Raw genomic sequence first — 13174 nt, 5'->3', positions numbered from 1 at the left:
CGTCCGGAAAAATTGAGTCAGATGTGGGCCAAGGCTTGCGCCAGATCTGCGCGCAGATCCTCCACATCCTCAACCCCCACCGACAATCGCACCAACCCATCACCAATCCCCAACTGCGCCCGCGTCGCCGCCGGGATGCTCGCATGGGTCATGATCGCCGGGTGTTCGATCAGGCTTTCGACGCCCCCGAGACTTTCGGCCAGGGCAAAGATTTTGACGTTTTCCAGGAAGCGCGTTGCACCGGCCAGGTCGCTGTTTAAATCCACCGAAATCATCCCGCCAAACCCGCGCATCTGCTGTTTCGCCAACTCATGCTGGGGGTGGGATTTCAAGCCTGGGTAGTGAACACGCGATACCTGCGGCTGTTGCTCCAGCCAGGTGGCCAGGTCCAGGGCATTGCTGCAATGACGCTCCATGCGCAGCGCCAGGGTCTTTACCCCGCGCAGGGTCAGGAAGGCATCGAAAGGCCCAGCGATGGCGCCCACGGAGTTTTGCAGGAAGCCCAGGCGTTCGGCCAGTTCAGGGTTGTCGCCGACGATGGCGATACCGCCGATCACATCGGAATGCCCATTGAGGTACTTGGTGGTGGAGTGCACCACGATGTCAAAACCCAGCTCCAGCGGGCGCTGGATCCAGGGGCTGGCGAAGGTGTTGTCGGCCACGCAGATAATCCCGCGGGCCCGGCAGATACGCGCGACGGCGCGCAGGTCGGTCAGGCTCAGCAGCGGGTTGCTTGGGGTTTCGACCCAGACCATGCGCGTGTCGTCCTGCAATGACGCCTCAAACGCCGACAAGTCGCTCAGGTCGACATAGCTGAAGCGGTGCCCGGCGCTGCGCTGGCGCACCTTGTCGAACAGCCGGAAGGTACCGCCATACAGATCATTGCCCGAGACGATATGCGCGCCGGCATCGAGCAGTTCGAGCACAGTGGAAATCGCCGCCAGCCCCGAGGCAAATGCAAACGCTTGGCTGCCGCCTTCGAGGTCGGCCACGCAACGCTCCAGGGCAAAACGCGTGGGGTTGTGGGAGCGTCCGTAATCAAAGCCCTTGTGCACGCCGGGGCTGTCTTGCAGGTAGGTGGAGTTGGCGTAGATCGGCGGCATCAGCGCGCCCGTGGTCGGGTCGGGTGACTGCCCGGCGTGGATCACACGGGTGGCAAACGCGCTTTTATCGGGCTGACTCATGCAAGGGATCTCCGTAGGTGATTAAGCAGGTCGACGCGGGTGATCAGGCCGTGGAAGCCCGAGGCGTCGGCAATAATGGCGACCAGGCCGCGATCCAGTTCCGCCTGCAATTGGGCCAGGCTGGCGCTGGGAGGCAGGGTGTGCAACGTGTCGGTCATGGCGCTGGCGACGGTCATGGAAAAGTCCGCCGCGTCATGGTGCAGGCCCAGCAGAATATCCGATTCGTCGATCACGCCCGCCAATTGTTGACCGTCTACCAGCACCGGCAGTTGCGACACATCCGCCAGGCGCATGCGCTGGAACGCGGTGAGCAAGGTGTCGTCGGGGCTTACGCTGATTACGCGGCCGTCTTCGAAGCGGCGGGCGATCAGGTCGCGCAGGTCGCCGTAGTGCTTGTACTGCAACAGGCCGGCGTCGTTCATCCACTGGTCGTTATAGACCTTTGACAGATAACGCGTGCCGGTGTCGCACACAAAGGTCACCACGCGCTTGGGCTCGGTTTGCTCGCGGCAGTAGCGCAAGGCAGCGGCGAGCAGGGTGCCGGTGGACGAGCCGCCAAGAATGCCCTCGGCCTTGAGCAATTGGCGGGCGTGATCGAAGCTCTCTTCATCGCTGATGGAGTAGGCGTGGCGCACGCTGGACAGGTCGGCAATCGAGGGGATGAAGTCTTCGCCGATGCCTTCCACGGCCCAGGAACCGGGCGTTTCCAGCTGGCGGCTGCGGCTGTATTCGGCCATCACCGAACCGACCGGGTCGGCCAGTACCATTGCCAGCTCTGGCTGCACACGCTTGAAAAAACGCGTCAAGCCGGTGAGGGTGCCGGCCGAGCCGACGCCGACCACAATCGCATCGACATCATGCTGGGTCTGCGCCCAGATCTCCGGCGCGGTGCTGGTTTCGTGAGCCAGCGGGTTGGCCGGGTTGTTGAACTGATCAGCGAAGAACGACCCCGGAATATCCTTGGCCAACCGTGCCGCCACGTCCTGGTAATACTCCGGATGGCCCTTGCCCACATCGGAGCGGGTGATATGCACCTCGGCGCCCATGGCCTTCAGGTGCAGCACTTTTTCTGTGGACATCTTGTCGGGCACCACCAACACCACCCGATAACCCTTGGCCCGGCCCACCAGCGCCAGGCCCAGGCCGGTATTGCCGGCGGTGGCTTCAATGATGGTACCGCCAGGCCGCAAGCGGCCATCGCGCTCGGCGGCGTCGATCATGGCCAGGCCGATGCGGTCCTTGATGGAGCCGCCAGGGTTTTGTGATTCAAGCTTTAGAAACAGCGTGCAAGGCCCGGTATCGAAGCGGCTGACCTTGACCAGCGGGGTGTTGCCGGTCAGCTCAAGTACGGCAGGGCGGGATAGGGTGGGCATGTCGTCACCTGGTTACGGGATGGGCACAGGGTGGGGGACAGCAAAAAAACAGCATGGCTTGAAACATAGGCCGCTATTGCCCGTGTCGCAACCGGACGGTCCGTTGTATGACTTTTTTTGGCGTATGGGGGAGGGCGCGCAATCCAGGATTGCGCTGAAGACCAACGGAGGGGGCTGGCTTGTAGGATTGCCGACCTCTATGTGCCTGACGCCACGCGATCCAAATGTGGGAGCTGGCTTGCCTGCGATGGCGGTGGTGCTGTCGCCATCTATGTTGGCTGACCCACCGCCATCGCGGCCTCGCTAAGGCTTGAGCGCTCCCACAGTTCAGTTCCCGACGATGGCGGCTTCGATGGTAGCGATGTCGATTTTGGTCATGGTCATCATCGCCTCAAACGCACGCTTGGCCACGGCCGGATCTTTACTGGTGACCGCATCGACCAACACCCGTGGCGAAATCTGCCACGACAGCCCCCACTTGTCCTTGCACCAGCCGCAGGCGCTTGCTTGCCCGCCATTGTGGATGATGGCATGCCACAAACGGTCAGTTTCCTCCTGATCATCCGTGGACACCTGAAAGGAAAACGCTTCACTGTGCTTGAACATCGGGCCGCCATTGAGGCCGACGCAGGGGATACCCAGCACAGTGAATTCCACGGTCAGTTCATCGCCCTGTTTACCCGCCGGGTAGTCGCCAGGCGCATAGTGCACGGCCTTCACTTCGCTGTTAGGGAAGGTGTTGGCATAGAAGGTCGCGGCCTCCAGCGCATCGCCGTTGTACCAGAGGCAGATCGTATTTTTGTTGTTCATCGCAAGGCTCCTCGGGTTGGAAGGTGCATGAAGTCTAGACCACAGGAATAACCGCGCGGTGGTAAGGGCGCTCAGACTTCTACAGCGTGCTGACGAGTGGCTGAGTCCGCACGCCGCGAGCGCCAACCCAAACCCAGCACCATCATCAAGCCGAGCCCAGCCATGATTGCACCGGCCAGGGAAATAGCCGGGTAGCCCAGCCCGGCGTTGATCACCGCGCCCCCCAATGCCGCACCAATCGCATTGCCAAAATTGAACGCGCCGATGTTCATCGCCGAAGCCAGGTTGGGCGCATCTTTAGCTGCCTCCATCACACGCATCTGCAACGGCGGTACCAGGGCAAAACTGGCAGCGCCCCATAACAGGATCGACACGGCAGCAGGCAGCGGCCATTGCATCAGCACCGAGAAGGCCAGCAGCACGGCAATCAACACCACCAGCGAGGTGATTAAGGTGCGGTCCACCGAACGGTCGGCCGACTTGCCGCCCCACACGTTGCCGAGGGTCAGGCCGATACCGAACAGCACAAGCATCCCGGTGACGAAGTTGGTCGAGGCGTGGGTGACGTCGCGCAGAATCGGCGCGATGTACGTGAACACCGTAAACATCGCACTGGAGCCCACCACTGTCAGCGCCAACGCTGCCAGCACCGGCCCGCGACCCAGCACGCGGATTTCCGCCATCAGGCTGCCACCTTTAGGCGCGGGTGCATTAGGCAACGCCCACCACAGCGCTGCCATCACCACCGCGCCGAGGCCGCTGATACCCCAGAACGCCGTGCGCCAACCGAAGTTCTCGCCAAACCAGGTGGCCAGCGGCACGCCGCCAATGGTCGCCAGGGTCAGCCCGAGAAACATCGCCGCGACCGCTCCCGCGCGTTTCTCCGGCGCTACCACACTGGCTGCCACAATCGAACCAATACCGAAAAACGCTCCATGGTTCAGCGACGTCACCAGCCTGGCGATCATCAGCGTCTGGTAGTTGGTGGCCAGTGCCGACAACAAATTACCCAGGGTAAAAATCGCCATCAGCCCGATCAGCAAATAACGACGCGGCACTCTCGCCGTGGCGAGGGTCATGATCGGCGCGCCGATCAGCACGCCCATGGCATAGGCACTCACCAACAGCCCGGCGGCGGGAATGGATACGCCAAGATCGGCGGCGATACCGGGCAACATGCCCATGGGTGCAAACTCCGTGACCCCGATGCCAAAGGCACCGATGGACAAGGCTACAAGGGGTGGATTGATACGCATGGCTGACTCCTCATCTGTGTGCCGAATGCTACAATCCAGCCTTTTCAAGCAGTAGCCCTCGCTTGGGAACTACAGCTTTGCGCAGGAGGCACAAATGGATATAGGTGGTCGGTCAGGGGAGATGGAAGTGTTCGCCATGGTCGCCGAGCACGGCAGCTTGTCGGGCGCGGCGCGAGCCCTGGGGCTGACGCCCTCGTCCATCAGCCGCATCATCACCCGTACCGAAAAGCGCATCGGCACCCGACTGCTGCTGCGCACCACCCGCGCCATCACCTTCACCGCCGAAGGCGAAGCCTACCTGCGCGGCGCCCGGCGCATCCTCGCAGACATGGCCGAAGTCGAAGACGCCATCACCGACCAGGGCACCCCGCGCGGCCGCCTGCGGGTCAGCGCGGCACTGGCCCATGGCCGCATGACCATCGTCCCGCTGATCGCCGCCTTCAGCGCCCGCTATCCGGCCATCGTCGTCGACCTGATGCTCGGCGATGAAGTCGTAGACATCCTCGGCGGCCAGGCTGACGTTGCCATCCGCTTCGGCCCCCTCGCCGACAGCCCCCTGACTGCCCGGCATATCGGCTCCACCGGCCAGGTGATCGTCGCCTCACCGGAGTACCTGGCAAAACATGGCACCCCGGTGATGCCGCAGGATCTACTCCAGCACAACTGCCTGCGCTTCAACTTCCGCCGAGCGGCGCCGGATTGGCCGTTTCGGGTGGACGGGCGTGAGTTTTCGTTGAAGGTGGCGGGGACGATTGAGGGCAATAGTGGTGAGGCATTGGCGCAGTTGGCGACGCTGGGTGCGGGGATTGCACGGATTGGGGCGTTTAGTGTGGTGGAGGAGGTGATGCGGGGGGAGTTGGTGGTGTTGCTGGAAGAGTTTAATCCTGGGGATGTGGAGCCGATTCATGCGGTATTTGTGGGGGGAGGGGCGATGCCGGCGAGGGTGAGGGCGTTTGTGGATTTTTTGGTGGAGAGGTGTGGGGGTTGAGGAAGGGATTGGTGAACGTGGCGCTAGGATGAGAGGACCGCAAGTCCGGCCAAGAATGGAGTTCAAGTTTACGGAGCAAGTTGTTTATGAATGGCACAATAAAAATGAAACAATAGACCCGCTCTGTAGCGGGTCGGAACTGCTTGTTGAGAGCTTTAATAAAGTTCGATGTCAACTGTCTTTTCTATTCAAAAAGGTACTCGCAGCCATGCCCAAAACGCTCAGTGCGATGGTAAACATCAGCCCTATGAACCATTTGTTCTGATCATACATTCTATCGATTTCAGACTTGGTCTGTGTTAGCTCTGACCTGATAGATTTTTCAGCGTTGTTTAAGTCTTTCCTCAATATTGGTACGGCGAGAGCCTTGGCCGGGTTTTCTGTAATTGCCGCTTCAAGGGCTTCAAGCTGTTTAGCCGTGTCACCTAACTTGGCGCTCAGTAGCTCGGCTTCAATTTTCCAGCCATGTTCATTTGGGATGCTAGATATAGATTTGACGCTGACTACCAATCCTTTGACTTCTGTGTTGAGTGATTTTATTTCGAGGTCCAGTTTTTTGTTTGCGGCCTCTAGCTCAGTGAGTTTTTCGGTTAAATCGCCATTGCTCAGTGTTTTTTTGTTATCTGAAATTAAACCGAAAAGCATAGCTATAGTTGCGACCGCAGCAATAGATGAGGTCATCCCTGCTATCATAGTTGACCAGGCTCTAGCCCTTGATTTGTTGGATTTGATGGGGGCATAGCGTGAGTGTAATGTTAGATCAATGTTTTTTAGGGAGTCGTAAGATGGTAAGTCGAATACTTGGGATGCATCACCATTTTTTGTGTTTACTAAGAATGCACTTTCAGTTTCGTTGTTGAGTATGTATATAAATACTTGGATCTCTTTAGGTAGTAGCTTGGCGTATGTTATTGCTTGTGTGATAGTGTGCTCTAGATTTTTTAAATTCTTGCCTATTTCAAATATCGCCAGAAGCTGATTTGTGTTTGGGTCTTTAATGGCAAGATCAATTTTTTTGCTTTGGCGGCTTTGCTCGTTGCAAAACTTACTTCAAGCAGTATTGATGACTTTGGATAGCCTAGTTCTAAAAGTCGATCAATTAATCTTTGTCTCACGCTTTCTTCAGATGGTTCCACTTTGCCTCCTTGCGTTCAATAATTAGGCGACAGATACGTCGCATCTTTGTTTTCTTCATAAGTAATCGCTGAAGTCGCTTTTTTATTGTTGGGTGCGCAGTATATGCTCAAGCGAAAGCAAAATATGCTGTGTAGGTTACGAACTTGTCGTTCTCATGTCTATGAGCAGTTTGGAAAAAAGTAGAAGGGTGAACTTATTATCCAGGGGCGTATATCCGTCTTTTTTTCGCTCCACCCATCCCCGGATGGCAGTCCCCCTTACTTTCGATTTACCTCAAGATTTTCTCGATTTTCCCTGCTTCATCTCGCTATTTAAGCTTGCTGAAACGTTTCATCGAGTTTATAAACCGCACACAACTCCAAGAAAGGCGACCGCCATGACCCCGCTAAAACTCCTCGTTGCCCTCAGCGCACTGTCCGCTGCCTCCCACGCCATGGCCTGGGATTACGTCCTGCTCGACACTGACAAAGCTGCCCAGAACTGGCAGGTCACCAGCCAGCAACTCGGCATACGAACCGACAAACCCTTCAGCGTCACCCTGCGCACCTTGCACGGCGGTCGGCAGGAGGGGGTGAGCATTGTTGATATCGATAACGGCACGATGAAGCTTTCGGTGGTGCCGACTCGCGGTATGAACGTGTTGCAGGCTTCGGTCGGCGATGTGCGGATGGGTTGGGATTCGCCGGTCAAAGAGGTGGTCAATCCTTCGTTTATCGAGCTCAATGGCCGTGGTGGGTTGGGCTGGCTGGAAGGTTTCAATGAGTTGGTGACCCGCTGCGGCTATGAGTGGGTCGGCCACCCCGGCATCGACAACGGCGAACTGCTGACCCTGCACGGTCGGGCGGCGAATATTCCTGCGAACAAAGTCACGCTGCATATCGATGAAAAACCACCGTATGCCATCACTCTGCGCGGTGAGCTGAAAGAGCAGGCGTTCAAGAAGGTCGACTTCTCTGTCGCGACCGAACTGGTCACTCAACCCGGCAGTGTGGTGTTTGCCCTCAACGACACCCTGACCAACAACGGCGACTACCCGAAGGAATACCAGGCGCTGTATCACAGTAACTTCAGCACGCCGTTCCTGGAGCAGGGCGCACAGTTTGTCGCGCCGGTGAAGCAGGTGTCGCCGTTCAATGACAAGGCCAAGGGCGAATTGGCTGACTGGCAAACCTATCGCGCACCCACCAAGGACTACGACGAAACGGTCTACAACGTGGTGCCGTATGCCGATGCCAAGGGCGATACCTTGACTGTGCTGCATAACAAGGCCGGCAGCCTGGGCGTTTCGGTCGGCTTCAATACGCAGACGCTGCCGGTGTTTTCCCTCTGGAAAAACACCGACACTCAAGGCCAGGGTTATGTCACGGGGCTGGAGCCGGGGACTAGTTTTTCCTACAACCGCCGTTATCAGCGGCCACTGAATCTGGTGCCGACAATCGGGCCCAAGGAACACAAGCAGTTCCGCATCAGTTACAGCCTGTTGGCGGACAAGGCCGCTGTGGATAAGGCTTTGAAGCAGGTCAGCGAAATTCAGGATGGGCGTGAGACTGAGGTGCGGCAGACGCCGTTGGTTGATTTGACCAAGGAATGACGCCGCCTGGAGCATCATTGCGATGTTATTGATGTTGAGCACCCACGCTTATGCGGGGTGCTGCAACATTAACGACGGAGTGAAGCCGTCAGCCGACGATCAATCGGGTGTTGTCTGGCCAGTAGAACGTCCAATGCTTGCAAGAAAAATCCGGGTATCCCGATTGGACCGCAGATGAACCACACGGCAAGTGGTTGGCGCAGCATCCACGAGTTGTCGCATCTGAACTCGCGCTGATTTTTTGGTCTGCCACATGAATCTAAAAAACTCCGGCAGGTTCGCCAGTCGCTCGGGGCAGTTCTCGGGCAGGTCTGGTCGAGCCTGACCGCGTCTGAGCAGCGTCCTCAGCAATACGGGCCAGAATCGAAGCGTCGCCGAACGGTCAATCCAGATCAACAGGTCTGCGCGGGCCAGCCGGTTGTCCCAAGTGGATGAATGGCCGCCTTCAAATATCCAGCATTCACGGGCCTCGACCTCAAGGCAAAGCTGCGTCTTCGCGGCGCGGCTGCGTTCGATCCACCCTGGTTGCCAGTGGATAGTGTCGATATGAACCACCGGCAAACCCGTGCACTGACCAAGCTTGCGCGCCAAAGTGCTTTTGCCGGACCCAGGTTGACCCACAATCATCACCCGTCGCATTGAGACTCCCTCTCGCAGTGTACGCTGAATTTTTGGGGCGGTGATTTTACGGCAATGCCTGTCTGCGTCAACGTGCTCGCGCAAATCCCTGGAACGCCGCGTTTTATTCAGGCGGCCCGTGCCAACGTTGGCGGTTTTCGCGAGCAAGCTCGCGCCTACAGGCGTTGGGTTAAGCCCTGCGCGCCGTTAACAACACTGCCGCCGCCGCTGACAACAGCCCTGCGCAGCAACGATTGAAGATGCGCTTGCCCCTTGGCTCGGCAAACCAGCGGCGCATATGCAGGCCCATGTAGGCGTAGGCGCTGATGGCGATCCATTCCAGGGCCAGGAACATCGCGCCCAGCACGGCGAACTGTGCGGTGATGGGGTGGCCGGGCACCACGAACTGCGGCAGGAAAGCGGTAAAGATCAGGATGGCTTTCGGGTTGCCGGCCGCCACCAGAAACTCCTGCCGTGCCAGGGCCCATAAGCCGACCTTGTGAGCGGCTGTTTGTGAGGCTGTCTGTGGTTGCGCACGCCATAGCTGGTACGCCAGATAAAACAGATACGCCGCGCCCAGTATCTTGATCCCGTAAAACAACAACTCTGACGTTTGCAGCACCACCGCCAACCCGGTGGAGGCGAGGGCGATCATGCCGGCAAAGGCCAGCAAGCGGCCCAGACCTGCGAGGCAGGCAGTGCGCAAGCCGTAGCGAGTGGCGTTGCTCACCGACAGCAGGTTGTTGGGGCCTGGCGCCATGTTCAGGGCGAAGCAGGCAGGCAGGAAGAGGGCGAGGGTGGCAAGGTCCATGGCGGCTCCGGGGGCGGACGGGAGCGGTGAGGATAAGGGCAGTCGGACGCGGACGGCAATGAGGCGGCGCCCCATAGCGAAACTGATTTCGTCATAAGCCCGCAGGCATACTGCAAAGACAAAGTTCAGTGCACGAGGGAAGGCGCACGCATGATTCGCAGAGCATTAACCACCGACGCAATCGCCATTGCCCAAGTGCATATCAGCAGCTGGCAAGAGGCGTATCGCGACTTGATGCCCGCCGACTACTTGAACGGGTTGCAAGCCACTCTGGCTCAGCGCGAAGCCTATTGGCTTCGTTCGATAGCATCGGGCGAACCAGGCGTATGGGTCGCAGAGGTAGACCAGCAGATTGTCGGGTGGATAGCCGTTGGCGCCAGCCGTGACGAAGATGCCGCCGGGGCAAATGCAGGGGAGGTCATGGCCATCTATGTTTTGGCCAGGTATTGGCAAGCGGGCGTCGGGCAGGCTCTGTGGAAAGCGGGCTTGCAGGCGTTGATTCAGCAGGGGTATGACTGCCTGACGCTTTGGGTTCTGGCCCGCAATGAACGGGCCATCCGCTTTTATCGCAGGGTCGGTTGTGTCGAGGACGCGGGCAGCGAACTCAAGATTGAGAGGGGTGGTGTCACGCTGGTGGAGGTGCGCTACAGATTGTCCTTTACCTGAGCCTTTGCTCCAAACAATTGATCCGCCAGTTGCCTGCCTCGCTCCTGCCCTTGCGTCGTCAACCAAACCGACTTGTTCTTGTTGACCGGGTTCAAGATATAACCTTGGTCATGCAATCGGTTCATTATCTGAAAGTCGTAGCCTTTCCACGTATTGCCGCTAACGGTACTGAAAGTGGCCAGCAGGGCCAGGACGGCGTCTTCTATCAATTTTTCGTCGTACTCGTCGTATTCCATGGTGATTACTCCGCTTGTACTACGTACACCTTGTCGAAGTCGGCCTCAAGGCGTCGTCGTTGGCGCACACTGCCGTAAGTTAAGGCCTTGAACCTATCCACTCGGAGTTTGTAGACGATCTGTCCAAACCTTTCAATAACCCTCAAGTTTTTAACAAAGGTTTACACCCCGGCGTGCGCTGATTCGGTATGTTTTTCAGTCACTTGTATAACGATGAAACCCCACGATGCAGCCCGGTAATCACAATTTGGATCCGCAGTTGATCAAGATCAGGCGGCTGTTTGCCACGCCATTGGCCAGCCTTCAATATCCTGACGCGCACTGGCTTAACTCGGAACTTAAAACCCTCATCGCCCAGCGTATGGCCGCCGATGCCCATGGCACGCAGCGCAGCAATAGCGGCGGTTGGCAGTCGGATCATGATTTTGCCGAGTGGGGCGGGGATGCCTGCGCTGCCCTGGTGAGGTTTGCCTGCGAGTTCGCTACCCAGCTAACCGCGGTGCATAGCGAGCAACACGGTTTTATCGAGCCCGGTTTCGAGTGGAAGCTCAATGCGTGGGTCAACGTGAATGAGGCAGGCCACAGCAATGCGCTGCACGGTCACCCGGGGGCGTTTTGGTCGGGTGTGTATTGGGTGGACGCCGGTGGCCGGGAGGACGATCCCGCCGTGGGGGGAGATCTGGAGTTCCTCGACCCGCGAGGTATGGTGGCGTCGACCTACAACCCGGCCCTGCGCATGAGAGTGGAAGACTGCCTGACAGCCGGGTTCAGCAGCACCTGCGCCGCCAGCAGCGGCACGTTTGTGATGTTTCCGTCCTGGCTGATGCACGCGGTACGGCGCTTTGAAGGTCCGCGACCGCGGATCTCCATAGCGTTCAACTTTGGTGTGTGACGCGTTTGTCTTTGACCAGGGGTGTAGCGATCGGAAGCCGCACATGAAACACCGTGCCGTGTTCGGTATCAGAGCTGACCTCAATCGATCCGCCATGGGATGCGACGATTTCCGAGGCGATGAACAGGCCCAGGCCCAAGCCTTCCGTGGGGCCGTGATTGGCGGCAGTACGCTGAGAGAAGCGGCCCATCGGGTTGAAGATGAACGGCAGCACATCCTCAGGTATCGCTTCTCCGCTGTTGTGCACGGAAAATACTGCGAAGTCTTCCTGAAACCCCAACTCAACCTTGATAGGTCGTGTGGTGTCGCCATGCTGCACGGCGTTACTGACGATGTTGGAGAACACCTGCTCCATTCGGGCACCGTCGAACTGGCCTTGCACCTGGGCTTTGGAATCAAACAGGATGATCGCCTCAGGATGAAAGGTGCGGATTTCTTCAACGACCCGCTGACACAGCGTTGTGAGGTCGATAGCTGCGGTTCTGACTGGAATGCCCGGTCCCATCTGGCAGCGGGTCAGGTCGAGCAAGTCGCCGACGATCTGGCTGGCTCGGCGCACACTGGTGTAAATCTGGTTGGCCACTTTGGTCGCCTTGGGGCCTGCCTCCTGTGAGCGCCTCAGCACGTCGGCACCCAGCAGGATTGCGCCTAGCGGCGTGCGCAGGTCGTGGCCGAGGATGCCCAAAAACACGTTGCGCGACGCCTCGACCGCACGCGAGTAGCTGGCGATGGACTCGGCGAGAGCCTGATCAATGGCCTCGTGGAAACGGATCATGTCGTCTACGTTGATCGGCGTGCCGTCCTTGACCTGGCGCATCCACTGGCTGACCACGCTGGTGCGCAGGGCGCGGTATTCGGACACCATCTGATCGATGGTGAAGCCTGCCATTAACCGCGTGATGGCGTGGATTTCCGCTGCGGTCTCGTGCTCTTCCTCCGGGGCCAGGCCCTGGGCCTTGGCGATTTGCTCTTGGCGGGTCTGTTTGGTTCGCAAGTCGCTGACGATGGCGCGCAACATCTGTTCGGCGTGGTCGCGCAGCGCCACGCTGTCGAGGTCCTCGCCCGGAGTGTCGAGGGTTCTGGCGAAATCTTCCCAGGCTTGCAGAATCGGTTCGAGGTGCTCAAGGATGAAATCGGCCAGGCGCATGTCTGTAATCCTGAAGGGTAGGGCACAAGAGCAAGGCTGCGCAGATGCAGGAAATTTCCGGCAGTGTAGGAGGTTGTTCGCAGCTTTTAAAGCGCTGCCGTGGGCGCGATTGCATGGATCCAATCTACGTGCCTGCAGGATTCATCCCGCTGACGCTAAAGCCCGAGGGTCAGCGACCTCAGCTTCTGCTCCACCACACTGTCAAAATGGCTTGCCAACTGCTCACAGCGCTCTGATTTGAGCCCCTCACAGCAGGTAATTCCCAACACAAACCCCTGGGCTTTGGCGCCCCCTTTCACTGCAAGAATCATCGACCCCGCCAGTTCGATCTCGCGAAGAATTCTGTCAGCCTGCCGCTTAATGGGGCCGGGCAAATCGTTGAAAGCTTCTTTCATGGCTGTCTCCGCAACGTTCATTACACACACAAGACATCTGAGGCACTATCGGCCCCTTCAAAGCATCGAC

Annotated in this window: 15 protein-coding genes; 4 read left to right on the top strand and 11 right to left on the bottom strand. The window is 58.5% G+C overall.

Features of this window, described 5'->3' with window-relative positions:
* Positions 1-17: 17 nt before the first annotated feature.
* The 4 genes from TX23_RS18640 to TX23_RS18625 all read right to left on the bottom strand — a co-directional run bounded on the left by TX23_RS18640 (position 18) and on the right by TX23_RS18625 (position 4623).
* Complete coding sequence (locus TX23_RS18640) at positions 18-1184, bottom strand: cystathionine gamma-synthase (protein WP_057703461.1); 1167 nt, start codon at positions 1182-1184, stop codon at positions 18-20.
* A complete protein-coding gene (locus TX23_RS18635) occupies positions 1181-2557 on the bottom strand; it encodes a pyridoxal-phosphate dependent enzyme (protein ID WP_057703460.1) in 1377 nt (458 codons plus the stop codon). The genes TX23_RS18640 and TX23_RS18635 overlap by 4 nt, the downstream gene beginning before the upstream one ends.
* A gap of 327 nt (positions 2558-2884) precedes the next feature.
* Positions 2885-3367, bottom strand: coding sequence for a VOC family protein (locus TX23_RS18630; RefSeq protein ID WP_057703459.1), 483 nt, complete (start codon positions 3365-3367; stop codon positions 2885-2887).
* A 71-nt stretch (positions 3368-3438) separates the two neighbouring features.
* Positions 3439-4623: an MFS transporter gene (locus TX23_RS18625; protein ID WP_057703458.1), complete on the bottom strand. Its 1185-nt coding sequence runs from the start codon at positions 4621-4623 to the stop codon at positions 3439-3441.
* Between the two features lie 94 nt (positions 4624-4717).
* Here TX23_RS18625 and TX23_RS18620 point away from each other — a divergent pair, with 94 nt between their 5' ends.
* Positions 4718-5611, top strand: coding sequence for a LysR family transcriptional regulator (locus TX23_RS18620; protein ID WP_057703457.1), 894 nt, complete (start codon positions 4718-4720; stop codon positions 5609-5611).
* A 171-nt stretch (positions 5612-5782) separates the two neighbouring features.
* Here TX23_RS18620 and TX23_RS18615 read toward each other — a convergent pair whose 3' ends face one another.
* Both TX23_RS18615 and TX23_RS28045 read right to left on the bottom strand, forming a co-directional pair.
* Entirely contained in the window at positions 5783-6292 is a 510-nt protein-coding gene (locus TX23_RS18615; protein WP_157243929.1) for a hypothetical protein, read from the bottom strand.
* A gap of 272 nt (positions 6293-6564) precedes the next feature.
* Positions 6565-6747, bottom strand: coding sequence for a hypothetical protein (locus TX23_RS28045; RefSeq protein WP_157243928.1), 183 nt, complete (start codon positions 6745-6747; stop codon positions 6565-6567).
* 377 nt (positions 6748-7124) lie between these two features.
* Between TX23_RS28045 and TX23_RS18610 the strand changes: the two genes are divergently transcribed.
* Entirely contained in the window at positions 7125-8339 is a 1215-nt protein-coding gene (locus tag TX23_RS18610; RefSeq protein ID WP_057703455.1) for an aldose 1-epimerase family protein, read from the top strand.
* A 99-nt stretch (positions 8340-8438) separates the two neighbouring features.
* Here TX23_RS18610 and TX23_RS18605 read toward each other — a convergent pair whose 3' ends face one another.
* Positions 8439-8978, bottom strand: coding sequence for a P-loop NTPase family protein (locus tag TX23_RS18605; RefSeq protein ID WP_057703454.1), 540 nt, complete (start codon positions 8976-8978; stop codon positions 8439-8441).
* A 169-nt stretch (positions 8979-9147) separates the two neighbouring features.
* Positions 9148-9768, bottom strand: a complete 621-nt coding sequence (locus tag TX23_RS18600; protein ID WP_057703453.1) for a LysE family translocator — start codon at positions 9766-9768, stop codon at positions 9148-9150.
* Positions 9769-9918: 150 nt separating this feature from the next.
* Here TX23_RS18600 and TX23_RS18595 point away from each other — a divergent pair, with 150 nt between their 5' ends.
* Positions 9919-10434, top strand: coding sequence for a GNAT family N-acetyltransferase (locus tag TX23_RS18595; RefSeq protein ID WP_057703452.1), 516 nt, complete (start codon positions 9919-9921; stop codon positions 10432-10434).
* Here TX23_RS18595 and TX23_RS18590 read toward each other — a convergent pair.
* Positions 10413-10670 (bottom strand): DUF6429 family protein, encoded by a 258-nt coding sequence (locus tag TX23_RS18590; protein ID WP_057703451.1) that lies wholly within the window; start codon positions 10668-10670, stop codon positions 10413-10415. The genes TX23_RS18595 and TX23_RS18590 overlap by 22 nt on opposite strands.
* Before the next feature lie 226 nt (positions 10671-10896).
* On the opposite strand from TX23_RS18590, the gene TX23_RS18585 reads away from it, so the two are divergent.
* Positions 10897-11562 carry a TIGR02466 family protein gene (locus TX23_RS18585; protein WP_057703450.1) on the top strand — a complete coding sequence of 222 codons (666 nt, stop codon included), beginning with the start codon at positions 10897-10899 and terminating at the stop codon, positions 11560-11562.
* On the opposite strand, the gene TX23_RS18580 is transcribed toward TX23_RS18585, so the two are convergent.
* Positions 11546-12709, bottom strand: coding sequence for a sensor histidine kinase (locus TX23_RS18580; RefSeq protein WP_057703449.1), 1164 nt, complete (start codon positions 12707-12709; stop codon positions 11546-11548). The genes TX23_RS18585 and TX23_RS18580 overlap by 17 nt on opposite strands.
* Positions 12710-12864: 155 nt before the next feature.
* Complete coding sequence (locus TX23_RS18575; RefSeq protein WP_057703630.1) at positions 12865-13104, bottom strand: hypothetical protein; 240 nt, start codon at positions 13102-13104, stop codon at positions 12865-12867.
* Positions 13105-13174: the final 70 nt, after the last annotated feature.

This window comes from Pseudomonas paralactis (assembly GCF_001439735.1).
GTDB lineage: Bacteria > Pseudomonadota > Gammaproteobacteria > Pseudomonadales > Pseudomonadaceae > Aquipseudomonas > Aquipseudomonas paralactis.
This window is presented reverse-complemented; position numbering and strand designations above follow the sequence as displayed.